This is a genomic window from Nocardia sp. NBC_00565 (assembly GCF_036345915.1).
Lineage (GTDB): Bacteria > Actinomycetota > Actinomycetes > Mycobacteriales > Mycobacteriaceae > Nocardia.
Genome location: NZ_CP107785.1, coordinates 4314050 through 4338958 on the forward strand (window position 1 = coordinate 4314050; position 24909 = coordinate 4338958).

29 protein-coding genes are annotated in these 24909 nt (G+C 66.8%); 14 read left to right on the forward strand and 15 right to left on the reverse strand.

Going from position 1 to position 24909, the window contains the following annotated elements:
* Positions 1-51: 51 nt before the first annotated feature.
* Positions 52-1128, forward strand: a complete 1077-nt coding sequence (locus tag OG874_RS20650; RefSeq protein WP_330256752.1) for an ADP-ribosylglycohydrolase family protein — start codon at positions 52-54, stop codon at positions 1126-1128.
* 34 nt (positions 1129-1162) lie between these two features.
* Here OG874_RS20650 and OG874_RS20655 read toward each other — a convergent pair whose 3' ends face one another.
* The 6 genes from OG874_RS20655 to OG874_RS20680 form a co-directional block, all read right to left on the reverse strand.
* Positions 1163-1552 carry a hypothetical protein gene (locus tag OG874_RS20655; protein ID WP_330256753.1) on the reverse strand — a complete coding sequence of 130 codons (390 nt, stop codon included), beginning with the start codon at positions 1550-1552 and terminating at the stop codon, positions 1163-1165.
* 90 nt (positions 1553-1642) lie between these two features.
* The gene (locus tag OG874_RS20660; protein WP_330256754.1) at positions 1643-1843 is read right to left on the reverse strand and encodes a tautomerase family protein; all 201 of its coding nucleotides are present in this window, start codon (positions 1841-1843) and stop codon (positions 1643-1645) included.
* Positions 1843-2583, reverse strand: a complete 741-nt coding sequence (locus OG874_RS20665) for an SDR family NAD(P)-dependent oxidoreductase (RefSeq protein ID WP_330256755.1) — start codon at positions 2581-2583, stop codon at positions 1843-1845. Before OG874_RS20665 ends, OG874_RS20660 begins: the two co-directional genes overlap by 1 nt.
* Positions 2584-2663: 80 nt before the next feature.
* The gene (locus OG874_RS20670; RefSeq protein ID WP_330256756.1) at positions 2664-3254 is read right to left on the reverse strand and encodes a TetR family transcriptional regulator C-terminal domain-containing protein; all 591 of its coding nucleotides are present in this window, start codon (positions 3252-3254) and stop codon (positions 2664-2666) included.
* Positions 3255-3300: 46 nt separating this feature from the next.
* Positions 3301-3708, reverse strand: a complete 408-nt coding sequence (locus OG874_RS20675; protein WP_330256757.1) for a gamma-glutamylcyclotransferase family protein — start codon at positions 3706-3708, stop codon at positions 3301-3303.
* A gap of 77 nt (positions 3709-3785) precedes the next feature.
* A complete protein-coding gene (locus OG874_RS20680) occupies positions 3786-4658 on the reverse strand; it encodes an SDR family oxidoreductase (protein ID WP_330256758.1) in 873 nt (290 codons plus the stop codon).
* A gap of 84 nt (positions 4659-4742) precedes the next feature.
* Between OG874_RS20680 and OG874_RS20685 the strand changes: the two genes are divergently transcribed.
* Complete coding sequence (locus OG874_RS20685; protein ID WP_330256759.1) at positions 4743-5186, forward strand: MarR family winged helix-turn-helix transcriptional regulator; 444 nt, start codon at positions 4743-4745, stop codon at positions 5184-5186.
* A 94-nt stretch (positions 5187-5280) separates the two neighbouring features.
* On the opposite strand, the gene OG874_RS20690 is transcribed toward OG874_RS20685, so the two are convergent.
* Positions 5281-6195, reverse strand: coding sequence for a hydrogen peroxide-inducible genes activator (locus OG874_RS20690; RefSeq protein ID WP_330256760.1), 915 nt, complete (start codon positions 6193-6195; stop codon positions 5281-5283).
* Between the two features lie 114 nt (positions 6196-6309).
* Between OG874_RS20690 and OG874_RS20695 the strand changes: the two genes are divergently transcribed.
* The 5 genes from OG874_RS20695 (at position 6310) to OG874_RS20715 (ending at position 9825) form a co-directional block, all read left to right on the forward strand.
* Positions 6310-6897, forward strand: a complete 588-nt coding sequence (locus OG874_RS20695) for a peroxiredoxin (protein ID WP_330256761.1) — start codon at positions 6310-6312, stop codon at positions 6895-6897.
* A 50-nt stretch (positions 6898-6947) separates the two neighbouring features.
* Positions 6948-7487: a carboxymuconolactone decarboxylase family protein gene (locus OG874_RS20700; RefSeq protein WP_330256762.1), complete on the forward strand. Its 540-nt coding sequence runs from the start codon at positions 6948-6950 to the stop codon at positions 7485-7487.
* A gap of 132 nt (positions 7488-7619) precedes the next feature.
* Positions 7620-8120 carry a hypothetical protein gene (locus OG874_RS20705; RefSeq protein WP_330256763.1) on the forward strand — a complete coding sequence of 167 codons (501 nt, stop codon included), beginning with the start codon at positions 7620-7622 and terminating at the stop codon, positions 8118-8120.
* A 20-nt stretch (positions 8121-8140) separates the two neighbouring features.
* Positions 8141-9028 carry a hypothetical protein gene (locus tag OG874_RS20710; protein ID WP_330256764.1) on the forward strand — a complete coding sequence of 296 codons (888 nt, stop codon included), beginning with the start codon at positions 8141-8143 and terminating at the stop codon, positions 9026-9028.
* Between the two features lie 95 nt (positions 9029-9123).
* Positions 9124-9825 carry a PhzF family phenazine biosynthesis protein gene (locus OG874_RS20715; protein ID WP_330256765.1) on the forward strand — a complete coding sequence of 234 codons (702 nt, stop codon included), beginning with the start codon at positions 9124-9126 and terminating at the stop codon, positions 9823-9825.
* A gap of 45 nt (positions 9826-9870) precedes the next feature.
* Here OG874_RS20715 and OG874_RS20720 read toward each other — a convergent pair whose 3' ends face one another.
* Entirely contained in the window at positions 9871-10608 is a 738-nt protein-coding gene (locus OG874_RS20720) for a DUF5134 domain-containing protein (protein WP_330256766.1), read from the reverse strand.
* 36 nt (positions 10609-10644) lie between these two features.
* On the opposite strand from OG874_RS20720, the gene OG874_RS20725 reads away from it, so the two are divergent.
* Positions 10645-10788: a hypothetical protein gene (locus tag OG874_RS20725; protein ID WP_330256767.1), complete on the forward strand. Its 144-nt coding sequence runs from the start codon at positions 10645-10647 to the stop codon at positions 10786-10788.
* Between the two features lie 54 nt (positions 10789-10842).
* On the opposite strand, the gene OG874_RS20730 is transcribed toward OG874_RS20725, so the two are convergent.
* Together OG874_RS20730 and OG874_RS20735 are read right to left on the reverse strand one after the other, a co-directional pair.
* Positions 10843-12483: an acyl-CoA synthetase gene (locus OG874_RS20730; protein ID WP_330256768.1), complete on the reverse strand. Its 1641-nt coding sequence runs from the start codon at positions 12481-12483 to the stop codon at positions 10843-10845.
* A gap of 67 nt (positions 12484-12550) precedes the next feature.
* A complete protein-coding gene (locus OG874_RS20735; protein WP_330256769.1) occupies positions 12551-12772 on the reverse strand; it encodes a hypothetical protein in 222 nt (73 codons plus the stop codon).
* Positions 12773-12897: 125 nt separating this feature from the next.
* Between OG874_RS20735 and OG874_RS20740 the strand changes: the two genes are divergently transcribed.
* Positions 12898-13407, forward strand: a complete 510-nt coding sequence (locus tag OG874_RS20740; RefSeq protein WP_330256770.1) for a GNAT family N-acetyltransferase — start codon at positions 12898-12900, stop codon at positions 13405-13407.
* 7 nt (positions 13408-13414) lie between these two features.
* On the opposite strand, the gene OG874_RS20745 is transcribed toward OG874_RS20740, so the two are convergent.
* Genes OG874_RS20745 through OG874_RS20755 form a run of 3 tightly spaced genes read right to left on the reverse strand, consistent with a single transcriptional unit; the run spans position 13415 to position 16009 of the window.
* Entirely contained in the window at positions 13415-14398 is a 984-nt protein-coding gene (locus tag OG874_RS20745) for a hypothetical protein (RefSeq protein WP_330256771.1), read from the reverse strand.
* Positions 14385-15689 (reverse strand): hypothetical protein, encoded by a 1305-nt coding sequence (locus tag OG874_RS20750; RefSeq protein WP_330256772.1) that lies wholly within the window; start codon positions 15687-15689, stop codon positions 14385-14387. The genes OG874_RS20745 and OG874_RS20750 overlap by 14 nt, the downstream gene beginning before the upstream one ends.
* A complete protein-coding gene (locus tag OG874_RS20755) occupies positions 15686-16009 on the reverse strand; it encodes a hypothetical protein (protein ID WP_330256773.1) in 324 nt (107 codons plus the stop codon). The genes OG874_RS20750 and OG874_RS20755 overlap by 4 nt, the downstream gene beginning before the upstream one ends.
* Positions 16010-16299: 290 nt before the next feature.
* Here OG874_RS20755 and OG874_RS20760 point away from each other — a divergent pair, with 290 nt between their 5' ends.
* Positions 16300-16809 carry a L,D-transpeptidase gene (locus OG874_RS20760; protein ID WP_330256774.1) on the forward strand — a complete coding sequence of 170 codons (510 nt, stop codon included), beginning with the start codon at positions 16300-16302 and terminating at the stop codon, positions 16807-16809.
* A 185-nt stretch (positions 16810-16994) separates the two neighbouring features.
* Here the strand turns inward: OG874_RS20760 and OG874_RS20765 are convergent, their stop codons facing one another.
* Together OG874_RS20765 and OG874_RS20770 are read right to left on the reverse strand one after the other, a co-directional pair.
* Entirely contained in the window at positions 16995-17438 is a 444-nt protein-coding gene (locus tag OG874_RS20765; RefSeq protein ID WP_330256775.1) for a hypothetical protein, read from the reverse strand.
* 125 nt (positions 17439-17563) lie between these two features.
* Positions 17564-18922 (reverse strand): PucR family transcriptional regulator, encoded by a 1359-nt coding sequence (locus OG874_RS20770; protein WP_330256776.1) that lies wholly within the window; start codon positions 18920-18922, stop codon positions 17564-17566.
* A 164-nt stretch (positions 18923-19086) separates the two neighbouring features.
* Between OG874_RS20770 and OG874_RS20775 the strand changes: the two genes are divergently transcribed.
* The 4 genes from OG874_RS20775 to OG874_RS20790 all read left to right on the forward strand — a co-directional run bounded on the left by OG874_RS20775 (position 19087) and on the right by OG874_RS20790 (position 24878).
* Positions 19087-20547 (forward strand): class I adenylate-forming enzyme family protein, encoded by a 1461-nt coding sequence (locus tag OG874_RS20775; RefSeq protein ID WP_330256777.1) that lies wholly within the window; start codon positions 19087-19089, stop codon positions 20545-20547.
* A 31-nt stretch (positions 20548-20578) separates the two neighbouring features.
* Positions 20579-22411 carry a DUF3556 domain-containing protein gene (locus OG874_RS20780; RefSeq protein WP_330256778.1) on the forward strand — a complete coding sequence of 611 codons (1833 nt, stop codon included), beginning with the start codon at positions 20579-20581 and terminating at the stop codon, positions 22409-22411.
* Positions 22408-23829 (forward strand): phytoene desaturase family protein, encoded by a 1422-nt coding sequence (locus tag OG874_RS20785; RefSeq protein ID WP_330256779.1) that lies wholly within the window; start codon positions 22408-22410, stop codon positions 23827-23829. The genes OG874_RS20780 and OG874_RS20785 overlap by 4 nt, the downstream gene beginning before the upstream one ends.
* Before the next feature lie 209 nt (positions 23830-24038).
* Positions 24039-24878, forward strand: coding sequence for a 3-oxoacyl-ACP reductase family protein (locus tag OG874_RS20790; protein ID WP_330256780.1), 840 nt, complete (start codon positions 24039-24041; stop codon positions 24876-24878).
* The last annotated feature ends 31 nt before the right edge of the window (positions 24879-24909 follow it).

Genomic DNA, 24909 nt, shown 5'->3' on the forward strand with positions numbered 1-24909 from the left:
CAATGCCTGCACAGCCTTCACCGGCCGGATACGTAAAGATGGTATCTCGTGGTGGATTACGCGATGGTCTTCGACCGGTTCCGAGGCTCGCTGTTGGGTGGGGCGGTCGGTGACGCGCTCGGATGGCCTATCGAATTCTTGAAGCTGGATCAGATTCGCGAACGACATGGCGCCGAAGGTGTGCAGGGCTTTCTACCCCAGCATGACGCGGGCGCGCCGCAGCAGATTACCGATGACACGCAGATGACGCTGTTCACTGCGGAGGGGTTGTTGCGGTGCGTACCGAACGCTGACCCGGCGCCGGCGTTGCGGCGAGCGTATCTGCGCTGGTTACAGACCCAGCGACAGGACGGGCCCGCACCCGAGGTCGACGGTTGGCTGGCGAGTCTGCCGTTTCTGTATGCGGCGCGGGCGCCGGGCAATGCCTGCATGTCCGGACTGAGTCAGCAGGTACGCGGATACGTCGCACCGTACCCGCTGGGTGCGCCCGGTCCGGTGAATCCGGGGTCGAAGGGATGCGGGACGGTGATGCGGTCGGCGCCGTTCGGACTGGCCGGCATGGGCCCCGATCTCGCGTTCACCGCGGCCGCGCGCGGTGCGCAGCTGACGCACGGGCATCCCACGGGATATCTCACCGCGGGTGCGTTCGCGGCGTTGATCGATCGTGTGGCGAACGGTGTCGAGCTGTCGATTGCGGTGCGGCAGAGCATTGCGCAGCTCGCGACGTTCCCGGCCAGTGCGCAGGCGGTTGCGGCGCTGACCCGAGCTGTCGAGTTGGCCGAGCAGCCGGCCGATGCCGAACGGGTCGAGCAGGTCGGCGCCGGGTGGGTCGCCGAGGAATGCCTGGCCGTCGCGGTCTACTGCGCCCTGTACGCGGCGCGGACCGGCGATGTGCGCACGGCGCTGCTGCTGTCGGTGAACCATTCCGGTGATTCCGATTCCACCGGTGCCGTGACCGGCAACCTGATCGGCGCCTGCCACGGTCTGTCCGGGTTGCCGATGGATTGGGTGGCCGGGGTCGAGGGGCGCGGTGTGCTGGTCCGGGTCGCCGATGACCTCGTCATGAACTACGTGCTCGGCGACCGGTCGGCACTGGGTGACCGGTACCCGTTCGATGAGGGGCTGTGAGACGCCGCGCGTTGGTTCTCAGTGTCGGAATGCGCTAGAAGCCGCAGGCGGAGTCGACGGCGGACATGGCGCTGGTGAATGTCGAATCGCTGATCACGGTCTGACGGTCGGTATCTGCCACCGCGGCCAGCCGGTTCAGCTGCGTCACCGCATCATTGAGCGCGGTCTTCACGCGGCCTTCATCGACGTTGGCCTGGGCGTCGGCGAACTTCGCGGTGAGTTCGGCCCAGTGTGGCTTCGACTGCGCCAGTGCGGTGACGTTGGAGCTGTCGATGGCGCCGACGGCGGCGCTGAAGTCGTCGATCGCGGTGCTGACCGTCGCGCAGGTGGCGGTTTCACTGACCGCGGTTGCCGGGCCCGCGACCGCGATGCCTGTCCCGATCACGCCGATCAGCGCCGCCATCGTGAAAATTCCGCCGCGCATGTGAAATCCGCCTTCCTGCTGTGTTGGCCAGCAAGTTGTACCAGCGTGCCCACGACGGCGGCAACACCGGGCACCAACACGGTGCCGGGCCTATGACTGCTTGCGCCAGTCCTCGACGTTCATCCCGCCGACACCCCAATCCGTCAGCGCGACTTCATCGATCACCACGAACGTCGTCGCTGGATCCTTTCCGAGCACATCGCGCAGCAGATCGGTTACTCCCTTGATCAACTGGGTCTTCTGTTCGCGAGTGACACCCTCGTCGGTGACTTTGATGTTGACGTAAGGCATTACGCGGTCCTGCCCGAGATGAATCCGCCGTCGACGGGGAGAATGTGGCCGGTGGTGAAGGTGGCGTCCGCGAGATACAGCACTGCCGCGGTGGTTTCGCTCACCTCGCCGATGCGATTGAGCAAAGCCAGTCCGCTGGAGGCGGTTTCGTCGCCGTCGCCGAACAGTGGCGTGCGAATGATGCCCGGGGCAACGGCATTCACGCGTATCCCGTCCGCCGCGAGCTCCGCCGCCAGGCTCGTTGTCAGCGCGTGCACGCCGCCCTTGCTGACCAGCGCCGCGGACGCCGGCAGGCCCGCCAGAGCGTGATTGATCAGCACCGTTCCGATATTCACAATGCTGCCACCGGTTTTCTGGACCCGCAGCCGCCGGACGACGGCCTGCGTGGTGAAGTAGGTCCCCTTCAGGTTGCCGTTGAGGTAGCTGTCGAGATCGGACTCGGTGACATCGACGAAAGGCTTGGCTCCGAAGATCCCCGCGTTGTTCACCAGCACGTCCACCCGGCCGAAACGTTCGACCGCGAGGCGGACCAGCTCGGTTCCCGTTGCGGGCGAACCGATATCACCGACGCAGACGGCGATCCGGTCCGGCACGCCCAGCGCGTCCGCCACCGCCGCGAGCTTGTCCGCATCTCGCCCGTTCAGCACCACGTTGTCGCCGCGCTCCACGAAGGCCCGGGCGATATCACGTCCGATCCCGCTGGAAGATCCGGTCACGATGACCGTCTTTGCGCTGATCATTTCTCTCTCCTCCTAGTGATACTTCTCGATACGACCGGTCGTCTCGGAATGGGTATGCGACTACTGAAAGAAACAACAGCTCAGATCCGGAAGTAATCGTCGAGCAGTCGGCGCAGACACTTGTGCAGCGGCTCGAGCGAGCGCTCGATCTTCATTCGGATCACCGCTCCCTCCCACGACTCCAGCAGCAGATCGGCCAGATCGGTGGCGTCGATATCGTCGCGAATCGTGCCGAGTTCCTGTGCCCGGCGCAATGCCACCGCCACCCCGTCACGCCAGGAATGCCAGGCTCCGGCCAGGGATTCGCGGAGCACCTCACTCCCCTCGAGCTCACCGCCGAGGTTCGCGATCAGGCACCCACCGGTGAACTCCGCCTGCACGAAGTCGTCCATCAGCCGCGCGAAGAACACTCGCAATCCGGCGACCGGATCCGCCGACGACCCGAGTGCCTCGGCCAAATTCCGCTGTACGCACAGCGAATGGTGGTCGATGATCGCGCGGCCGAAGTTCTCCTTGCTGTCGAAGTAGTTGTAGAACGACCCCTTCGGCACTCCCACCGCATCCAGCACCTGCTTGATCCCGGTCCCGTGGTAGCCGTGCGTCAGGAATCCGGCAGCACCCTGCTCCACCAGAAGCTGCCGAGTGTCGTCACTGCGTCGCGGTCGCGCCATGGGATTAATATATGACCGGTCGTCTTGGAATGGCAAATCGAGGCCCTCAGAGCTGCCGCCGCCATTGCGCGCACCGCAGCACGAACGCACCCAAGTGCTCGGCCGCGAAGCGATCGGCATGCCAATCATCCTGCGCGACAACCGAAGTCCACACATACGTCATAACGGAATCCGAGCCGAGCGCGACCTCACGCAACTCGTACTCGTCATCCTCGAACGCGTCGAGCACTGCCAACTCCCCCGCATCGAGCCCGGTCAGCACCACTCCCCGCGCCACCCCACCCGCGGCGGGCACCAACCCCGGATACACCTGCCCCGGCAACGCCGCCACCCGCCAGCCGGTCAGTTCCGCGGCGACCAACTCCGGACACCGCCCGATCAACTCGACCAAAACCTCGGGAAATTGCAGCGTCCCGTACACGAACAACCGATCGGCATCCCTGGAACTGTCCACCAGCGGAGATTACGCCGCAGAGCACGCGGATCGCGGCTACCGGGAAACCGCACCGGCATGGACCGTCGACTCCCCTTTCAACACGCACCCACAGCCTCCGGGGCCCGGAACGCGTCGATATTCCGTACGCACCACTGTTCGAAACTGACCGGGTCTCTCCCGAGCAGTTGCCGGACCGTGTCGGTACGGAATCCGATCGTGTCGGCGCGCATCATCGAGAACCATTCGATGATCGCCGCGGCGAGCGCGGGTGGCGCACCACCCGGATAGCGGGACTGCAGCGCCTGCTCCGGCGTGGCCGCCTCGCGAATCTTGATATCAGCGCCGATGACCCGGCTGATCGTCGCGACTTGCTCTGCGATAGTGCAGGTTTCGGTACCGGTGAGGTGGTAGACCCGTCCTTGGTGCCCGGGTTCGATGAGGGCGGCCGCCGCCACCGCCGCGATATCGGCCGGGTCGATCGGGGCGTAGCGACCGGGTCCGGTGGGATCCAGCACTTCCCCGCCGGCGCGGATGACGGGCGCCCACTCGAGGGCGTTGGTCATGTAGCCACCGGGCCGCAGCACGGTCACCGGAATACCCGAGCCCGCCACCACTTGTTCGCGCTCGTGATGCCAACGGCCCATGGCGGGCATGGGATCGATCGCCGCGTGAAACGACGACAGCTGCACGATGTGACCGATACCGGCCGCTCGCGCCGCGGCCACCGCGGCGACGGCGTGGTCCAGGCCGATGCCGGGCACCAGCAGGAACAGCGCGTCGGCACCGTCGAAGGCGGCGCCGAGGGTTGCCGGATCATCCAGATTCCCGACCACCCGTTCGGCCCGCTCGGGCAGCCCGACGGCGCGTGCCGGATCCCGCACGAGCACACGGAATTCCGCGTTCCTTGCCGCCAGCTCTCGCACGAGTTCACGACCGACATTTCCGGTGGCTCCGGTGACGACTATCATCAGATCTCCCAATCGTTAGCCGACTAACGAAAGAGAACGTTAGACGGCTAACGATCAGTCGTCAATGGATCCACGGAGGCCGACTTGCCCGAGTTCCTCGACCTACACGGCCGCGGCTCCAAGGTGCTGCGCGCCCTGGCTGACCGCGAAATGCGCACGTATGGACTGCATCTGGGCCAGAACTACGTCCTGGCCGCGCTCTGGGAGCAGGACGGCCGCACGCCAGGTGAGGTCGCGGCGGCACTGAACGTCACCACCCCCACGGTCGTGAAGATGGCCACCCGCATGACCGCGGCCGACCTGCTCGTGCGCCGCCGCGACGAACACGACAACCGGCTCGTCCGTCTCTGGCTCACCGACAAGGGCCGCGCCCTGCAGCAACCGGTCGAGGCGCAACGACAAGCCCTGGAGGACAAGGTGACCGCGGATCTCACCCCCACTGAACGCCGCCACCTGATTTCCGCCCTGCACAAGATCCACCGCACCGCGACCGAACTGCTCGGCGAACCCGTCGACCCCCTGCTCTAACCCGAAGGCCACACCCGCCGAGTAGACGCGAAACCGGCCGGCGCCGACTCCACTCGCACAGTCGTGGTGACCATAGGGCCGCGCGAAGATCGCCCTATTGCGCGCCGGGGCGTTGGGATCGAATGATTTCGGCGAGGCGTTCGTAGTCTTCGGCACGGGCAGTGGACGCACGGAAGACCAGACCGAGGGTGCGTCCCGGAGCCGGGGCGGCGAAATGTGCGGTTTCCAGTGTGCCACGGGCAGTTTCGGCCGCAACCGCCATCTCAGGGATGAGCGTGACGCCGAGACCGCCTGCGACGCACTGAACTACGGTCGCCAGCGAGGCGGCGCGGGTGTCGCCGACCGCGCCAGGGTGCGCATCGGCCGAGCGGCAGAATTCGAGGGTCTGATCGCGCAGGCAGTGTCCCTCGTCGAGCAGTAGCAGCGGGAGCGCATCGAGGGTGGCCGGGGCGATATCGGTGCGCCCGGCCAGCTCGTGGCCGCGCGGCATCACCAGCACGAATTCCTCGGCATACAAAGGGATCTCGACTAAGCCGGGAGCCTCGGTCGGCAAGGCGAGCAGCGCCACATCCAGTACCCCCGTGCGCAAACCCTCCAGAAGACGGGCGGTTTGGTCTTCGATCACCTGAGGAATCAAGGCGGGCAACACCTTGCGCAATTCGGGCAGCAGACCCGGCAGCACATAGGGAGCAACCGTCGGAATGATACCCATCCGCAGAGTGCCGCCCAGGCCGTCGCCGGTGGCCGAGGCGACGAACCTATGGGCCGCCTCGAGGGTCGCCATCGCCTGCGGCAGCAGCCGCATACCGGCGGCGGTGACGAGCACCCGACGGGTGCTGCGTTCGATCAACTGCAGTCCGAGCCCGTGTTCCAATGCGGCCAGTGCCTGCGATAACGTGGGCTGGCTCACACTGAGCCTGGCTGCCGCGGTGCCGAAGTGGCGGTACTCCGCAATCGCTACGAACGCACGCAGCTGCGACAGGGTCGGCTGATAAGTCTGATCAGTCACGCCTATCAGTGTAGTGCGACTGATCACGTTTACCTTTCACCGGCCTTTGGGCAAGATCACCAATGAGCTTTTCGATCCACTCGCTCTAGCAACCCGACTGACGAGGAGACAAGCATGGCTTTGCTGACCATCGGCGACCAGTTCCCGGCATACAACCTCACCGCGGTGATCGGCGGTGACCTGTCGAAGGTCGACGCTCAGCAGCCTGACGATTACTTCACCCAGATCACCTCCGACGACCACGCGGGCAACTGGCGCATCGTCTTCTTCTGGCCCAAGGACTTCACCTTCGTGTGCCCGACCGAGATCGCCGCCTTCGGCAAGCTCAACGAGGAGTTCGCCGACCGCGACGCGCAGGTGCTCGGCGCCTCGGTCGACAACGAGTTCGTGCACTTCCAGTGGCGTGCCCAGCACGAGGATCTCAAGACCCTCCCATTCCCGATACTCAGCGACCTCAAGCGTGAATTGGCCTCCGCCACCGGTGTTCTCAACGCCGACGGCGTCGCCGACCGCGCCACCTTCATCATCGACCCGAACAACGAGATCCAGTTCGTCTCGGTGACCGCCGGTTCGGTCGGCCGCAACGTCGACGAGGTGCTGCGCGTGCTCGACGCACTGCAGTCCGATGAGCTGTGCGCCTGCAACTGGAAGAAGGGCGACCCGACCATCAACGCGGGCGAACTGCTCGCCGCGAGCGTCTGAGCATTACCCGAAACACCTGAAAACCGAGCAATGAAACGAGGATTCGCCGAATGAGCATTGAGACCCTGAAGAACTCCCTTCCCGAGTACGCAAAGGACCTCAAGCTCAATCTGTCGTCCATCGCACGCACCACCGTGCTGAACGAGCAGCAGCTGTGGGGCACCCTGCTGGCGTCGGCGGCCGCGACCCGGTCGGCGACGACGCTGCGCGAGATCGCCGAGGAGGCCGCGGACAACCTGTCGGCCGAGGCCTACAACGCCGCCCTCGGCGCCGCCTCGATCATGGGCATGAACAATGTGTTCTACCGTGGCAAGGCTTTTCTCGAAGGTCGCTACGACGATCTGCGCGCCGGTCTGCGGATGAACATCATCGGCAACCCGGGCGTCGACAAGGCCGATTTCGAGCTGTGGTCGTTCGCGGTGTCGTCGATCAACGGCTGCGCGCACTGCCTGGAGGCGCACGAGAAGACCCTGCGCGATGCGGGCGTCTCGCGTGAGGTGATCTTCGAGTCGCTGCGTGCGGCCGCGATCGTCGCCGGCGTCGGCCAAGCCGTGCAGTCCACCGAGGCGCTGGCCACCGCGGCGGTCTGACCTCGTACGATCGCGCAACGGCCCCGTCCTCAAAGGACGGGGCCGTTGTCTTTCCGCGTCGACCGGCACATGTCAGGGCGGCTCGTTAGCCTGTCCACGATACGCACCTCGTGAACAAGGGAGAACGGGCCGATGGCTGTCCGCACGCCACCGACCGATGAGGACGTCTGGGTGGTACCCAGTGCCTGGTGGTCGAAAACCGATCCGTTCCGCGGGCACTGCCCCGTGGCCAGGGTCGCCGTGAATGTTGCTGCGGCACAGGCAATCTCCAATAAACTGGCGCGGTCGGCGGAGCGGATCCGGGCGATCCTGGGCCACCCCGGCTCGCACCGGGTGCTCGCCCAGCGTGGCGCGCAGTACCTGTCCCGTCCCGGCACCGATCCGGTCGGCGCGGCCGTCTGCGCCGCGATCGGCATGGACGCGAAGCTGTTGGATGCCGACGCCCTCGGCCGCTACTACGACAACCATGCGGATCTGGCCGATTATCTCGTCGCCACCCACGGCCTCGGGTTCGCCGTGTCGACCGTGGCCGCGCTCACCGGCCGGTTGCGACGACTCCCGCCGAGCTGGTTCCGGCGATTCTGCGCGACCCGCCATGGCAGCGACCGCGGCCGGAGCCGACGACCGGCGTAACGCTCGAAGTGCCTGCGGACGTGCGCGTTTCGTGGCACGCGGGCGAGCGGGAGAGGTGGCTCGGCAGCGTCGCAACGCTGTCCACGGACGAGGTGCGTCTGCGACTGGGGCGCGTCTCGCCCGGCAGCGACACGATCAGCGAATGGGTAATGACCGCACTCGCCCAGGTCGAGCTCGCACGAGCGGAGGTGTACCTGCGCACCAGCCACGTCAGCTCGCTGGTCTGGTCCGCCGATCCACTGCTCGGACTCACAGCCGCGCACGGTGCCGCGGTTCACGATCTGGTCGTCGACGCGGCCGTGCGGCAGCCGCGCCATCACGCCCCGGCGATCGCCCCATTCGAAAGTCCGGCCGTCGCCGCACTGGTCGCCGGCTGGCTGCGGCTGCGCTCACGCCGCCGCATCGCCCTGGACTGGCTGCACCGTCATCCCGACTATGCCGCCACCGCGTTGATCCCGGGTGCGATCGGCAAGGCGCGCAAGGCAAGACGCACGCACGCCGCTGCCTTGCGCACGCACGCCGCACTCGGCCACACCGAGGCCATTCTCGCGGCCGCGGCCGCCTACCACGCGACCGCCGCCGTGCGGGAGCTGCTCGATACCGATCCCGCCGAGATCGTGCCCCCGCGGATTGCCCCGCTGCCGCAATGGTTGTCGATTCCCGAGCTGCCGCCGATCGTGCTGGCCGGCGGACATCGGCTGCCGCACGACGCGGTCGCCAATCTCGTGACGCTGATGATGATGTCGGAACCCGGTGTCCCGCACGCCGCACTGGCGCGAGTCGGCGAGCACTGCGACACAACGACGCTGGCTGCCGCAGCCGCTGCGATCTTCGACCAGGACGGCTCCAGCCCCGCAGCGTCGTGCGACTTGGCGACGCGATCGCCCCGGAAGGAAATTAGGACATAACAGGCAAATTGGCATACTGAACGCCGATTGGTCCCAGACACATATTCGCCGAGGGATTCTGGGACCACTGTTCAAGTGCCGGTAGGCTCGCGATCATGGGTACACAAGGTGAACCGGAGGCCACGGGAACGCGGGTCGAGGTCGTGCGCGTATTCACGGACCCGGCCGGGCTGGGTGGCAACGAGCTCGGCATCGCTCGCGCGGGCGATGTCGCCGACGTGGACCACCAGGCGCTGGCGGCGAAGGCGGGCTTCAGCGAGACCGTAGTGGTCGAGGATCCCGTCGACGAGATCGCCAAGGTACGGATCTACACCCCCGTGGTCGAGCTGCCCTTCGCCGGACACCCCTCGGTCGGGACCGCGTGGTGGTTCGCCGAGCAGGGCACACCGGTCAAGGTGCTGCAGGTGGCGGCGGGCCCGGTCGCCGTCGAGCTGAACGACGGCCTCACCTGGATCAAGGCGCGCGGTGAATGGGCGCCGGAGTTCACCTTTCACCAGGTCGGCGACGTCAACACGCTGGCGAATCTGCGGCCCGACGACTTCGACGAGGGCAAGCACTACCTGTGGACCTGGACCGACGAGCACCGCGGCGCACTGCGCTCCCGGATGTTCGCCCCGTCCATGGGCATCGCCGAGGACGAAGCCACCGGCGCCGCCGCGGTCGCGCTCACCGCCCTCCTGCGGCGCGGCCTGGTCATCACCCAGGGCAAGGGCTCACAGATCTTCACCGAATGGGATTCCGACGGTTGGGTCCGCCTGGGCGGTCGAGTCGCCGCCGATTCCGTCATCGAACTATAGGCCCGAATTGCCCGATACGGCCGATTCATCCGATTGCGTGCGGCGTCAGCCGGATACGGCCGCGATCAGCATGTAGGCGGTGCCCAGATCCATCACGAGCTGGGGCACGAGTGCCGAGGACAGCGCTCGGCCGACGAGGGAACCGGCCGCCATCGAATCCGCCGGAGTTCGCACGCCGATCGGATGTCCGAGCCAACGCTGACCGCGCCCGGTACTCGCCGCGATGATCAAGGCGAACGCATCCGTGGCGAACACGGCGGCCAGGAGCAGTGCTGGTCCATGAGTGGGGCCGCCGGAATGCCCGCCCGCATTGTGCCCGGACATCGCGTACAGCATCGCGGTCGCGACCACGATGTGATATCCGAGCGCGACCATCTGATCGACCGGGAGCGCGCGATGCGCATTGCGCCACTCCAGGATTCGATCCATCAGCAAAGCGGCGAAGACGACGAGCATCGCGATCAGCACCCCGCGTAACGCCACCGGATCCGCGCCCGCCGGAAAGACCAGCATCGCGAGCATCACCAAACACATGATCAGATGCGCGGCGTCGGATTCGTGACAGGCCGCTCGCACCGAATTCGCCTGCGGCCGAGCAGGGACCACATGTCGGGCGACGTCCGCGACCGGCCGCCCGATCACATCACCCTCCCCCGCCGTTCGCCGCACCGCTGCGCCCCCGGCCGGTGCCGCCAACCGCCCGAGCACCACCGCGGACGCGAACAGAAACGCCACCACCACCAACCACCGCAAACCGGCGTACTCCCGCACGAACTCCGCCACACCCACCACCTCCGAACGCGGTGCTATCCAGCATCCATGCTCGCATCCGCCACGTCCACCGAACCCGCTTTCCCGCACCCGAAATCGCGTGCTGCCCAGGATGTCCGGGTATCAGCTCAGCACGCCGGGGTGGTGGCGGTCGATACTGCCGACCGGGTGGTTCCGTACCGCCGTGCCTGATCCGGTGCAGTTGCGCCATACGATGCGACGGATGCTGCGGAGCAGGTAGTTCTGCTACGCCGGAAGCTCCCGCAGGACGCGCTTGAGCACTTTACCGGTGGGATTGCGCGGGAGTTCCTCGACGAACAACACATCACGCGGCACCTTGAAGCGGGCCAGATGGGTCTTCACATGCTCGCGCACCTCGTCCTCGGTGAACGAATATCCTTCGCGGACAACGACTACCGCACGCAGCCGCTGCCCGTATCGGTCGTCGCGGACACCGAACGCGCTGACCTCCTCGACCGCCGGGTGCGCGGCGAGCAGTTCCTCGACCTCGCCGGGAAAGACGTTCTCGCCGCCGGAGACGATCATGTCGTCGTCGCGTCCGTCGATGAAAAGCCGTCCGGCACTGTCGAAGTGGCCGACATCGCCGGTGCACATCAAGCGCCCGATGCGTGCCTTGTCGCCGCCACCGGTGTATCCCTCGAACTGATAGCTGTTGCCGACAAAAATGCGTCCTGTCGCGCCGGGGCGCACCGCACGGTCGTTCTCGTCGAATATCTTCACCGTGGTGCCCGACACCGGGGAGCCGACGCAGCCCGGTTCGACGGCCAGGTCGGCCGGGGTGGCGATGGTCGCGTAAGCCACCTCCGTGGAGCCGTACATGTTGTAGACCACCGGGCCGAATGCCTCGGTCACCCGGACGCACAGATCGGCGCCGAGCTGGGCCCCGGCGACGAAGATGACGCGCAACCGCGAGAGATCCCGTCCGACAAATGCTTCCGGCCCGGCGTCGACGAGCCGCTGCAGCATCACCGGCACCGCGATCATGGCGGTGGCGCCGTGGCGGTCCAGACTGTCCAGCACCGCCCGCGGATCGAAGCGTCGTCGGATCACCAGTGTGGACCCGAATCCGACCGCGAGGACGGCGTGCGCGAAACCGAGCGTATGGAACAGCGGCGCCGGGCATTCGGTGATCTCGCGGGCCCGCATCGGCACCTTGCCGAGGACGGCGCCCAGCGGCGCCAGCGAGGTCGGCTCGCTGCGCGGCGCGCCCTTCGGGGTGCCGGTCGTACCGCTGGTCAGCAGGATGACGCGGGCGGTGGTGCGCGGCTTGCGCGGTGGCGTGCGCGCGGCGCCCGCGATGAGATTGTCCAGGGTATCGACCCCCGGCTTTTCGGCCCAGGCGCGGTAGCGGCCGCGCTTGGGTGTGAAATCGCCGAGCATGCCTGCGTATTCATCGTCGAACACGAGCAGATCGACACCCTCGCGGGTGACCACCTCGCGTAGCTGCGGTCCGGCGAAATCGGTGTTGAGCAAGACGATGCGGGCACCGCATTTCGCGGCGGCGAAGACGGCGTAGTGGAAGCCGCGATGGTTGCGCGCCAGGATCGCCACGCCTTCCCCATCGCGCAGACCCCGGGCCCGCCAGGCGTTCGCGAGCGCGGTGCTGTGCTCGTCGAGCTCCCGGAAGCTGACGCGACCGAGTTCGTCGATGATGGCGGCGCGATCGCGATAGCGCAGGGCGGCAACGGTTGTCAGCCCGCCGAGCAGTCCCGACCGCAGCACCGCCGCACCCATCCGAGCGATCCGATCCGGGCGCTCCGGCGTCGCGAGCCCGGCCCGCACCGTCAGCGCGGCGTAGTAGGTCTCATCGGCGGCGCGGCGCGCCGCGATTGTGGTCAGGTACCCAACTCTGTTGGCAAACTTCATGATTCGATCCCCACGTTGTCCGCCCACACGTCTGTCCGCTCCGATCCGTCGCACTTGTCGTACTGAATTATGCTTGCGCCGCACCGATTGCACCGCCTGCGGCAGTGTCGGACCGGCTGCCTCGGACCTCCTCGACGAGCACACGGCCGATCCCGCTGGTCGCACCGGTGATGACCACATAGCAGCCCGCGCCTCGATCGGCCGGCAACGGCACCCAGGCCCGGGGGCCGAGGTGCGGCTCGATCAGCGTGTTGTCCGCGTACTGCGCGGACGTCTCGAATGTCGACATCGTTGTCCACCTAAGGTGAGGGCGAGTGCCCTCAGAGTAAGGCGTGCCGAGCCAGTTCGTCGAGGGGCGACCCAGACAGCTGGGGTCGCGATGCGCGCGCTCATCGGCCGGTCCATGATGGACGGATGTCCAGCGATGTCGATGTGCAGCTGCCGAGCCATACCGAACCGCGCCCTGGATTGCGGATCATTGTCGATGATCTGTCCGGTCCCGAGGTCGCGGCCCTGCTCACCCAGCATCTGGCCGAGATGCACGACAACTCGCCTGCCTGCAGCGTGCATGCCCTCGACCTCGATGCGCTGCGCGGCCCGGAGGTCACCTTCTGGAGCGCTTGGGAGGATGGCGAACTCGCCGGCTGTGCCGCGCTCAAGGAACTCGCCCCCGCCCACGGTGAGATCAAGTCGATGCGCACCGCCACCCATCGCACCGGGCGCGGCATCGCCTCGGTGCTGCTGAACCACCTCACAGCCGAGGCAGGCGCGCGCGGGTACCAGCGGCTCAGCCTGGAGACCGGAACCGCCGACTACTTCGCCCCCGCGCAACGGCTCTACGCCCGCCACGGTTTCGAGCTCTGCGCACCGTTCGCCGACTATGTCGAGGATCCATACAGCGTCTTCATGACCCGCGTGCTCTGAGCCCGCATCAGGCCGCGTTGATCGCGGTGATCAGCGTCCGATTGCCGGCCGTCCGGGTCGTGACGATCTGGGTGAAGGTCTGCGGTTGCTCGCCGGGACGCTGCTGGGTGAGCCGGACTTCCCAATGCGCCTCGCCCACATCGCTGCCCGCACGGGTGATCTGCACGCAGTACAGGGTGCCCACGGGTACCTGGTTGATGCCGCGCTGGATCTGGTCGGCGGCGGGCACATTCGCGTCATTGGCGACGACCCCGCGCGCCGCGAACCCGGAACGCTGCACGTAATAGGCGCGTTCGAAGGCGAGGATCGCCGAGGGCCCATCGCTGGTGCCACCCGGATCGGTGCCGGAGATGACATCGCCGGTGCGCCGCTGTTCACAGCCCGGGGTCGCGACCGCCGACGGTTGATCGCCGGGTGCGGTGGTGCCCGGGGTGCGCCCCGCGGTGCCCGGAGTGGCGGCCGGTGTCGTCGCGGCGGCGGGTCGCTTCTGTTCACCGGACCCGCCGAAGACGAACATCACCACCGAAACCACCGCAAGCACCACACCGAGCACGATCAGCACCGCGACCACCCGGTTGCCGCCATTCGACTGCTGCGACTCACGACGCCGCGCCGGATGGCGCAGCGCCGGACCCGGATTGCCGCCGGACCGGTCGATGATGGTGGGCACCACGGAACTGGTCTCGTCGAGCGGACCGGATTCGGTCTCGGCCGCCCGAGTCGGCGTCCGGGCCTGCGCCTCCGGTGGCGGTTCGACGGGACGGCGCGGTTCGAGCCACTCCTGCCAATCCCCGGACGGCGCGGCGCGGCGCGGCGGCGCGGGTTGGTCGGGCACGTCGACCGTCGGCGTCCGTCGCTGGCCCGAGCCGCGGCGCGGGTTCACGCGGCGGCGCCGCTTCGGTGTCGCCGCTTCGGGCCGGACCATGGGCAGCCCGGTGTCGAACGGATTGCCCTGGTTCCGACTCGGGGAGCCGGAATCAGAGCTCGTCATCGTCGAATTCGCCGATCACCGCCGGCGGCACGGTCGCCAGCACAGTTGGCACGGTGACGCCGAGTTGACCGTCGCGCGGTCGGCGATCCTCATCCGATTGCTGCGGCGGCGGCATCGCCATACCACCGGTGGTACCCGGCTGATGCGTCGGTTCCGGGGCGGACGGTCGCGACGACGGCGCATCCGCGTCGGCGGCCGGGGCTTGGGGCGCCGGGGTCGGCGCGGGCGCCGGTCTCGTCGCGGTGGATCCGCTCTGGCCGGGATTCAGCGAACCGGTCCCGATATTGGGGGCGGGCTTGGACGACTGACCCGATCCGCCGCCGAAGTCGATCACATTCGACGGCTTGTTCGACGCCGAGTCGGCGCCGGTGGTCGAATTCGTGGTGCTGCCGGGATGGATCAGTTCGGGAATCGCCTTGTCGATCACCTTGTCCGCGGACGCGGCCACGGTGTCCATGGCATGTGTGCCGACTTCGGCGATCTTGTCGATGAGGTGGGTGCCGATATTGACCCCGGCATCGATGGCCGCGGTGCCGACCGATACGCCCGCGCTGATCAGCTGCTGCTGCAACTGGAGTTGGGCCGCCTGGACCGGGTCCAGTGGCGTCGTTGTCGTCACCCCGGTGGTCGTGGTGCCGAGCGTGCCGTCCGTCGTACCCGGCACGACCGTTTGCTGGGTGGTGCCGACGCCCTGCGGTGTGGTGACGGTGAGCGGACCCATCGCGTCCAGCCGCCCGGTGTGGCCATCCATTTCCGACTGCGCGGTGCTGACCGCGGTGACGGCGTCGCGCAGCGCCCGGGTCGCCCGCGCGATCACGGCGTCGGTATCCGATGACGCGCTCGCGGTGCTCAGGATCTGCTTGGCGTCACGGCGGAAGTCCGCGATGATCTGGTCCACCTTCTGCGCGGCTCGCGCACTGGTGGCATGGGCGTCGCCGAGCACCGACAGATACTCGGGTCCGCGATCGGAGATATCGCCGATCTGGGTCTGGGTGGTGCGCAACGCCGGAACGGCATCGTCGGCGGCGCGCGAGGTCCAGGTCGATTCGAGTGCGTGCAGGCCGTCGCGGTGCGGGCCCTCGGTATCGGCGACCTGTGTGGACGCGGCGGACAACGCGTCGACCACGGACTGGTTCGGGGTCGCGACACCGCTGCCGAGCGAGGCGCGCAACTGCTGCAACGGCTCAACCAGCGCGGCCACGATCGGCGGATCCACATTCGGGTCGATGGGCGTGGTGACCGGGGTTTCGGCCGTATTGTTCGCGGGCCGCCGCCGCAAGAGTCGCCTCATGACAGCTCTTCTCCTTGCCGGGCCAGGGCGCCCGCCGAATCGACGTCGATGTCCTGCATATCCGCGCTGTAATCGCGCAGCACCTGCCCGTAGGCGGCCACCAGTTGGCCCGCGGTCGAGAGGGCTTGGACATGTTCGTTCACCTTCTCGGTGAACCGGGCCACGAATCCGGCGCCCACCGGTCCGAGGTCGGCGACCAGCCGCTCGGGATCCACCGCGCCCCCCGCGACCGCCGACGCCGATGCCAACTGTTGTGACACGGTATTCGCGATCGCGGTGTAGGCGGCCATCGCCGCCGGGTCGAGCTTCAGCGCGTCCACTGTTCCCCCTTAATACGGAAACCAATCTGTCGCGTCATATTTCGACACTCCGAGCGTACTTGGGACCCGGGCAAAGCGCGCCCGATCCTGGTCTTCCGGTGGAGTCTATGCGGGCCGTGCGGTCGCTGGTGCGCCACCGGCCCGTTGCGACAGAGACCCAGGTCGGGGGTTCGGAAACGATCACTTTTACCTCGCGCCGGTCATATGATTGGCGCGACGAGGTTGGTCCTATCAATCACCCCGGCGATCCACGCACAGGGTGACCGGCAAGGGTTAGAGGGGTCAGAAACGTGAAGAACAACAAGCGTTTTCGAAACTGGTCGGTCAGATCCGCAATGCTCGTCAGCGCCGTTTCGGCCGGGCTCCTGATGGCGGGCACGGCGCAGGCCGAACCATTGTGGCCCGGCGGACCGGATATCGGCACACCGGCGATCGTTGCGCCTGCTCCGGTTTACGCACCGTGTGGCGAGACCGCACGGATGTGTATGCGCCTGTCGACGAACGAAGCATGGCTGATGGACAACGGCAAGGTGACCTACGGTCCGACCCCGATTTCGCATGGGCGGCCCGGATACGAGACGCCGCCCGGCGTCTTCAAGGTCGCCTTCAAGAGGGAAGACTTCTGGAGCACCATGCACAACGCTCCGATGAAGTGGGCCGTCTTCTTCAACGGTGATATCGCCACCCACATCGGGCCGATCGAGGAACAGTCACACGGCTGCATCCGAATGACACCCGACGGCGCCGAAGCGACCTACCGCTATCTCTCCCCCGGTGACGTGGTCGAAGTCGTCCGCTGATGCTGATTCCGTCGCTGAGCAAGGCCCGAGCGCGATCCACCGCCCGGGCCTTGCTCATTTGCGGCGCGGCCGACAAACGAGTGAACGAGTCGGGCAACTCACCGGGTTCGACCCGACCCAAGCCTCCGGGCTGTGGTACCTGCGCTCGGCACTGGTCGCACTTATCGACAGAGCTGAGATCCGGCTCAGTCCAAGGGATTTCCTTCACCGAACATAACGTGCGTTTCCGCGATATAGGCGCGCGATACCGCCGTGGTCAGGGAGTCCAGCAGATCGATGAGGAAGGCGGCACCGGCGATCGGATCGCCGAGCCCGGCCGCGTCCCTGGTGGCCTCGAGCAGTCCGAGTCCGATCCGCACGCCCTCGTGCAGCGCGTGCTGCACGGTGTCGATCGCCAAACCTTGACGGGCCCACCGCGCCGCCGCGCCCTCCAGATCCGCCAGGGTGTGCGCATCGCTGGACTCATCCAGCATCGAGATCGCCAGTTCGAGGCCGACTCGGATATTCGTTCTGAGACGCACATTCGGCGCCGCGAGCCGAGTGCGCGGATAGGGCAGGCCGAGCGAACAATCGGCCCCGTCGAGGGTGGGCCGTACCGGATCGGGCGGGTCCGAGCTGGCTGCGCTCAAGGTCGTGCCCTCCCGCCTGAGATTGTCATCGACATTCGACGGTAACCACGCCATGCCCGGCGGTTCGAGCCGAGCAGTCAACTTTGGGCAACTACGCCTAACCACCGCGTCGCATTTGTGACACCTCACATGCTCGGGCCCGGCCCCGGACCGACGGGTGACCGGTTCGCGCGGCGTATGCCATCGGTCGTGGCATGTCCGTCATCGACGGGCCAGAGCACGGCTGGGCCGAACCAGTGGCAGATCACCAGGGCGAGTTCGATATCGAGGCGATCCTCCCCGATCGAGCGGCCGCGCCGGTCGACAGCGCGTTGAACCCGATATTTCACCGAGTTGAAGTGCAGGTTCAGCTCGTCCGCCGCGGCCTTGTAGCTGGCGCCGTGCTGCAGGAACACGCGCAAGGTATCGCGCAATCGCGCATCGTTGTCGGAGTTGGTGGCCAGCAGCCCGAGGATATCGCGTACCCAGGCCCGCGCCTCGGACAGATCGCCGCCGAGCAGCGCCGCCGCCGACAGCCCCGGATCGCTCGACGCCGTCACCCGCAGGGCGCGTGGACCAGCGGCGATGGCGACGTCGCGAGCGTTCTCGGCCTGCCGATGTGAGCGGCGGAAGCCCTCGACATCGGGCAGTGGCGTGCCGAGGGCGACACACGGAGCATCGTGGCGTTCGGCGATGAAGCGACGCACCAGCTCCTCGACGGTCGGCGCGGCGTCGACACCCAATGGAATCCAGCCCCAGCCGCTGACTCGATCGGCGGCGACGAACAACGCACTCCCCTGGGTCGGCAGCGATTCGGTGAGTTCGCGCAGGAAACGTTCCAGCCGCACCAGTTCGTTGCCCACGTTCACGTCGGCGGGGTACCACAGAATCAGCGCGAGGTGAATTCGCCTGAGCGGATAGCGGATTGCGGCGGTGACCGCGTCCAGATCCACCTCGCCGTCGTCGAGCAACTCGCGGACGCGGACGGCGCGCACGCTGTTGCGGTTCTCCGACCACCGATCGCGCTCGATGTCGTACACCCCGACCGCGTGCTGGGAAATCCAATCGATATAGCGGAAGGTGACCGTTGTCATCCGTTCGTAGACATCGAGGCTCAGTCTCGGTTCGAGGTCAGCGGCGCGGATCTCGTCCAGGATCACATCGAGCAGCGCCTGCTGACCGAGCCGGTACGCCCGCACGAGCGCATTGGAGGGGACACCGTGTTGGGCCAGGCGCCGCGCATACTCGAGCGCGGCGGTCGGAGGTTCGACGCGCTCGATGGGGATGTCGTAGCGCAACGCGTGGAAAACCGTATCGATATTTCCCTCGACGCTGGCGCCCAGTAGTTCGACGAGCTGCGAATCGCCCCGCAGTTCGGAAATCTCGGCGGCCAGGATCTGCTGAATCGACCGGGACACCTCGCCGAGCCTGGCACGGAGCAGCCCCTCGATCGTCGCGGCGCTCGCGCTGACGACTGCCTCCTCGGACCGGCGCCGGTCAGCCATAACCAACAGTAGATCGCGGACGCGACGAGGGTCATCGATTTCGGTGTTGTCTTCCCGCGACAACACCGGCCGTGGACTTCGTGTTTTCGGGACGGTGCTTGCCAGATGTCCGATTCCTACCGTTGGTGCATCCCTTCGAAACCACCCCAGCCCAGGAATTGTCCATGAACCTTTCGCCACTCCCAGATCTACGCGCCACTCGCGACCCGAACGGACCGTGCATCGCCGACGATGACGTCGAGTTGAACAACGGTCAGTTCCTCGAAACCGTCCAGCGGGCCGCGGCGACCTTACGCACCCAGGGCATCGACGCCGGGGACGTGGTCGCCGTCATGCTGCCCAACACCGTAAGCCTCGTGGTGACCCTGTTCGCCGCGTGGCGTATCGGCGCGGCCGTCACCCCGCTCAGCCCGACCCTCGTGCCGTCCGAGGTCGCCTATCAAGTGGCGGACGCGGGCGCGAAGGTGCTGGTCACCGATCGCCAGGTCGAGCTGGCCGCACCCGCATTGCTGCCGGTGCGCGAGCTGACCGCCGAACCCCCGGCCACCGCCGATCCGGTCGAGCTGTCCGATGATGCCCTCGCCTTGCTGATCTACACCAGCGGCACCACCGGTCGCCCGAAGGGCGTCATGCTCGACCACGCCAATCTGAACGCGATGTGCCGCATGGTGATCGACGCGTTCCAGCTGACCAGCGCCGACCACAGTCTGCTGATCCTGCCACTGTTCCACGTCAACGGCATTGTCGTCAGCACAGTGTCGCCACTGCTGGCCGGCGGTCGCACTACGATCGCGGGCCGGTTCAGCCCGAAGACCTTCTTCGAGCGGGTCGAGCGCAGCGGCGCGACCTACTTCTCCGCCGTACCGACCATGTACACGATGCTGGCGGACCTACCCACGGATATGCGGCCGGACACCTCGGCCGTGCGATTCGCGGTATGCGGCGCGGCGCCGGCCAGCGTCGAACTGCTGGAGAAGTTCGAAAGCCGTTACGGCATACCGATTGCCGAAGGGTACGGGCTGTCGGAAGGCTCCTGTGCGAGCACCGTCAACCCGATCGATGGCAAGCGCAAGCCGGGCACGGTCGGGCGGCCGCTGCCCGGCCAGACCATCCGGATCGTCGATGCCAACGACCTCCCGGTGCCCGACGGTGAGCCGGGCGAGGTGCTCGTATACGGACCGAATGTCATGCGCGGCTACCTCAATCGCCCCGATGAGACCGCCAAGGCGCTCGCAGGCGGCTGGCTGCACACCGGCGATATCGGGCGCATCGACGAGGACGGCTATCTCATCTTGGTCGATCGCGCCAAGGACATGATCATTCGCGGCGGCGAGAACATCTATCCGAAAGAGATCGAAACCGTCATATATCAACTGCCCCAGATCGCCGAAGCCGCGGTCGTCGGTCGCGCCGACGAGGTGTACGGCGAGCAGCCGGTGCTGTTCATCTCCCTGAATTCGGGCGCGCAGATCGATGCCGAAAAAATCCATGAGCACGCGCGCGGCGCGCTGTCGAAATTCAAACTGCCCGTTGCGATCACCATTCTCGACGAACTCCCCAAGAACGCCGTCGGCAAGATCGACAAGCCCTCGCTGCGCAAATCTCTGCACCCCCAGCGTGCCTGAAACCAACTATCTCGAAAATTAGGAGTTCATCATGAGTTTCACGAAACCGGATCTCCCGGCCGTCGATCCGGAAACCTTCCTGCGGCAGCCGCTCATGGAGCGGATGCGCATTCTCGCTGTCAACTGGGGCGAGCACGGCTTCGGCTCGCCGCGCATGGTGCACACGATCTATATCGTGAAGCTGATCCTGATGTACGCACTCGGCGGCATCGTCTTGGCCACCGTAACGTCGGATCTGCCCGCGTTCTGGCATGTTTCGCAGTGGTGGGATCAGCCGATCGTCTATCAGAAGGCGGTGCTGTGGACGGTTCTGCTCGAGGCGATCGGTATCGCGGGCTCGTGGGGGCCGCTCGCGGGCAAGGTGAAGCCGATGACCGGCGGCATCCTGTTCTGGGCCAGACCCGGCACTATCCGGCTGCGGCCGTGGCGCTGGGTGCCGTTCACCGGTGGCGATCGGCGCATCTGGTTCGATGTCGTGCTCTATGTGGCGATGCTCGTATCCGTGGCGGTGCCGTTGGTTCTGCCCGGCGTGCACAGTGATTCGCTGTCGGCAGCGGTCCCGGACAACACGTCGGGGCTGGTGAATCCCGCGCTCATCGTGCCCGCGATCGTGCTGCTCGTACTCAACGGCCTGCGCGACAAGACGGTCTTCCTCGCCGCCCGCGGCGAGCAGTACCTGCCCGCGTTGTTCTTCTTCACCGTGCTGCCGTTCGTGAACATGATCATCGCGCTGAAGCTGCTGATCCTGGTCGTCTGGGTCGGTGCGGGTCTGTCGAAATTCGGCAAGCATTTCGCCAATGTGGTCCCGCCGATGGTCAGCAACAGCCCGTCGGTGCCGTTCACCTGGGTCAAGCGGGCGCACTATCGCGACTACCCGCGTGACCTGCGGCCCTCGCGGGTCGCCGACCTGATGGCCCACATCGGCGGCACCTTCGTGGAGATCGTCGCGCCGCTGACACTGTTCTTCTCGACCAATATCTGGCTCACCGTGGCGGCCGCGACCGCGATGGTGGTGTTCCACCTGTTCATCGTCTCGACCTTCCCGCTGGCGGTGCCGCTGGAGTGGAATGTGCTGTTCGCCTACACCACGATCTTCCTGTTTCTCGGCTTCCCCAACTGGGACGGCTACGGCATCACCGATATGTCGTCGCCGTGGCTTACCGTGGCGATCGTGGCCGGGCTGGTGTTCTTCCCGATTCTGGGCAACTTCCGGCCCGACAAGGTCTCCTTCCTGCCCTCGATGCGGCAGTACGCGGGCAACTGGGCGTCGGCGGTGTGGGCGTTCGCGCCCGGTGCCGAGGCCAAGCTGGACCGGGTGACCAGAACGGCGAAGAATCAGCTCGACCAGTTCATCGAGTTCGGCTACGAACCGGAATGGGCGGAGGTCACGATGCAGCAGGTGGTCGCCTGGCGGACCATGCACAGTCAGGGCCGCGGCTTGTTCTCGGTGCTGCTGAAGTCGGTGCCCGATATCGAGACCCGCACCGTGCGCGAGGCGGAATTCATCTGCAACTCGCTGATCGGGTTCAACTTCGGCGACGGCCATCTGCACAACGAGGATCTGATCCGTGCCGTGCAGGCCGAGGCGCGATTCGAGCCCGGTGAGCTGATCGTCGTCTGGGTGGAATCACAGGCGGTCGCCAGCTCGGTCCAGCACTACAAGGTGATCGACGCGGCGCTCGGGGTGATCGAACGCGGCACCTGGAAGGTCGCCGACGCGGTCATCGAGCAGCCCTGGCTGCCCAACGGTCCGATCCCGACCGAGGTGAACTGGTCGCTGACCGAACCGAAACCCGCTGCCGCACCGAAACCCGCTGCCGCACCGGTCATCCGGGATGAGCACGGGCACGGAGCACTGGCGTGAGCACCGCGATCGTGGTGGGCGGCGGGCCCAACGGGCTCGCCGCCGCTGTCACCCTCGCCGCAGCGGGTGTGCAGGTCACCGTGCTGGAGGCCGCGGACGAGATCGGCGGCGGCACCCGCTCCAGCGAGGCGATCGTGCCCGGACTGCTGCACGACCACTGTTCGGCGACCCATCCGATGGCCGTCGGCTCGCAGTTCCTCAACAGTCTCGGCCTCGACCGGTACGGACTGCAGTGGCGGTGGCCCGAGATCGATTGCGTCCACCCGCTGGATGGCGGTTCGGCGGGAGTACTGCAGCGTTCGGTCGAGGACACCGCGGCCGGGCTCGGGCGCGACGGTGCCCGCTGGCAACTGGCCTTCGGTCGCCCGGTGGCCCAGTACGACGCGCTTGCCGAGGACATCATGGGCCCGCTGCTGCGGATGCCGCACCACCCCCTGACGTTGGCGCGCTTCGGGATGCCGACCGTACTCCCCGCCTCCACGCTGGCTCGGGCCTTCCGAACCGCTGCGGCCAGGGCGCTGTTCGGCGGCATCGCGGCACACACCTTTCGGCCGCTGCACCAGCCGCTGACCTGCGCGATCGGGCTCGGCATCATCACCGCCGGGCACCGGCACGGCTGGGCCGTCGCAGCGGGCGGATCGCGATCGATCAGCCGTGCGCTCGCCGCGCTGCTGACCGATCTGGGCGGCAAGATCGAGACCGATACCCGCATTGATGCGATATCCCAGTTGCCGCCCACCGACATCACGATGTTCGATCTCGCACCCGCTGCCGTCGCCGATATCCTCGGCGATCGCCTGCCGCGCCGAATCGCCAAGGCTTACCGCCGTTTTCGGCAGGGACCCGGGGCCTTCAAGGTCGACTTCGCGGTCGAGGGCGGTGTGCCGTGGACCAATGCGGACGCGCACCGCGCCGGAACAGTGCACCTCGGCGGCGACTACGCCGAGATCGCCGCCGGTGAACGGGATATCCACGCGGGCCGGATGCCGCAGCGACCGTTCGTCCTCGTCGGGCAGCAGTACCTGGCAGACCCGCAGCGCTCGGTCGGCAATGTCCATCCGTTGTGGACCTACGCCCACGTGCCGAACGGGTACACCGGCGACGCCACCGCGGCGATCATCACCCAGATCGAGCGGTTCGCACCCGGCTTCCGGGACCGCGTCGTCGGACAGACCGTGCGCACGACAACCGAGATGGCGACCTACAACCCGAATTACGTCGGTGGCGACATCATGACCGGCGCCAAGGACATACGTCAGCTGGTCTTCGGTCCGCGCATCACATTGTCGCCCTATGGCGTCGGCGTCCCCGGGATGTACATCTGCTCGGCGGCCACTCCGCCCGGTCCGGGAGCGCACGGCATGTGTGGCGCCAATGCCGCGAAATCGGCATTGCGCCTTCTAGACGAACTCGGCTAGCAATTCGGTCGTCCGAGAGCAATGTCACCTCTGGCCGACCGGCCGCACACAACGGCCCCTGCATGTCCGCCTGCCCTGTGTCCGCGTGCCAATGAATTCTCCGGTTCTCGTCTCCACGAGACGATGATCCCGGCCGAATTCCATACGACAGTTGATTCAGCCAGCAACGGTGCGGCGCACAAGATTCGACAACTCAGAAAGCATCGACAATGACCACTTTGGACGTTCAGGAAATCCCCGGGCTCGGACTCGCCACCGGAAAACTCACCGGCCGCGTCGCCTACGTGACCGGTGGCACCCGCGGAATCGGCGCCGCGATCGCCCGCAGCCTCGCCGGTCAGGGCGCCACAGTGGCCGTGGGCTACAGCCGTAACAAGGACAGCGCCGACGATTTCGTCGCGAACCTCACCGAGCAGACGCGGGCGCACGGTGCCGGCGCTTCGGCCCATCAGGGCAATATCGGCTCCGCCGACGACTGTCGCCGCACCATCGCCGAGGTGATCGAAACCCACGGGCGGCTCGACATTCTGGTCAACAACGCGGGGATCACCATGGACAAGACGGTGGCCGCGATGACCGAGGAGGATTGGCACACCGTACTGGGGGTGAACCTGTCCGGCGCCTTCTTCCTCTCGCAGGCCGCGCTCGCGCACATGGTCGAACGGGGGACCGGACGCATCGTCAACGTGTCCTCCGTGGTCGGTGAGACCGGCAATATCGGCCAGGCCAACTACTCCGCTTCGAAGTCCGGGCTCTTCGGGCTGACCAAGACCCTGGCCAAGGAGGCCGCCTACGAGCTCGCCGAATCCGGCATGCGCACCGACTACGGCATCGGCATCACGGTCAACGCCGTGACGCCCGGCCTGATCGCCACCGAGATGACCGCCCACATTCCGGAGAAGGTGATGACCAAGCTCACCGCCCAGATCCCGGTCGGACGGGCCGGTCGCCCCGAGGAGATCGCCAGGGTCGTGCACTTCCTGGCCGCTGACGCCGCCGCCTACATCACCGGACAGGTGTGGAGCGTCAACGGCGGCATGGACATGTGACCCGCTCATCGTCGAACTACCCACCCGAGAG

Coding starts and splice junctions, on each gene's coding strand:
- OG874_RS20655 (WP_330256753.1), bottom strand. CDS start 1,552: ATGCGCGGCGGAATTTTCACGATGGCGGCGCTGATCGGCGTGATCGGG.
- OG874_RS20660 (WP_330256754.1), bottom strand. CDS start 1,843: ATGCCTTACGTCAACATCAAAGTCACCGACGAGGGTGTCACTCGCGAA.
- OG874_RS20665 (WP_330256755.1), bottom strand. CDS start 2,583: ATGATCAGCGCAAAGACGGTCATCGTGACCGGATCTTCCAGCGGGATC.
- OG874_RS20670 (WP_330256756.1), bottom strand. CDS start 3,254: ATGGCGCGACCGCGACGCAGTGACGACACTCGGCAGCTTCTGGTGGAG.
- OG874_RS20680 (WP_330256758.1), bottom strand. CDS start 4,658: ATGATAGTCGTCACCGGAGCCACCGGAAATGTCGGTCGTGAACTCGTG.
- OG874_RS20695 (WP_330256761.1), top strand. CDS start 6,310: ATGGCTTTGCTGACCATCGGCGACCAGTTCCCGGCATACAACCTCACC.
- OG874_RS20700 (WP_330256762.1), top strand. CDS start 6,948: ATGAGCATTGAGACCCTGAAGAACTCCCTTCCCGAGTACGCAAAGGAC.
- OG874_RS20705 (WP_330256763.1), top strand. CDS start 7,620: ATGGCTGTCCGCACGCCACCGACCGATGAGGACGTCTGGGTGGTACCC.
- OG874_RS20715 (WP_330256765.1), top strand. CDS start 9,124: ATGGGTACACAAGGTGAACCGGAGGCCACGGGAACGCGGGTCGAGGTC.
- OG874_RS20725 (WP_330256767.1), top strand. CDS start 10,645: ATGCTCGCATCCGCCACGTCCACCGAACCCGCTTTCCCGCACCCGAAA.
- OG874_RS20730 (WP_330256768.1), bottom strand. CDS start 12,483: ATGAAGTTTGCCAACAGAGTTGGGTACCTGACCACAATCGCGGCGCGC.
- OG874_RS20735 (WP_330256769.1), bottom strand. CDS start 12,772: ATGTCGACATTCGAGACGTCCGCGCAGTACGCGGACAACACGCTGATC.
- OG874_RS20740 (WP_330256770.1), top strand. CDS start 12,898: ATGTCCAGCGATGTCGATGTGCAGCTGCCGAGCCATACCGAACCGCGC.
- OG874_RS20745 (WP_330256771.1), bottom strand. CDS start 14,398: ATGACGAGCTCTGATTCCGGCTCCCCGAGTCGGAACCAGGGCAATCCG.
- OG874_RS20750 (WP_330256772.1), bottom strand. CDS start 15,689: ATGAGGCGACTCTTGCGGCGGCGGCCCGCGAACAATACGGCCGAAACC.
- OG874_RS20770 (WP_330256776.1), bottom strand. CDS start 18,922: ATGGCTGACCGGCGCCGGTCCGAGGAGGCAGTCGTCAGCGCGAGCGCC.
- OG874_RS20775 (WP_330256777.1), top strand. CDS start 19,087: ATGAACCTTTCGCCACTCCCAGATCTACGCGCCACTCGCGACCCGAAC.
- OG874_RS20780 (WP_330256778.1), top strand. CDS start 20,579: ATGAGTTTCACGAAACCGGATCTCCCGGCCGTCGATCCGGAAACCTTC.
- OG874_RS20790 (WP_330256780.1), top strand. CDS start 24,039: ATGACCACTTTGGACGTTCAGGAAATCCCCGGGCTCGGACTCGCCACC.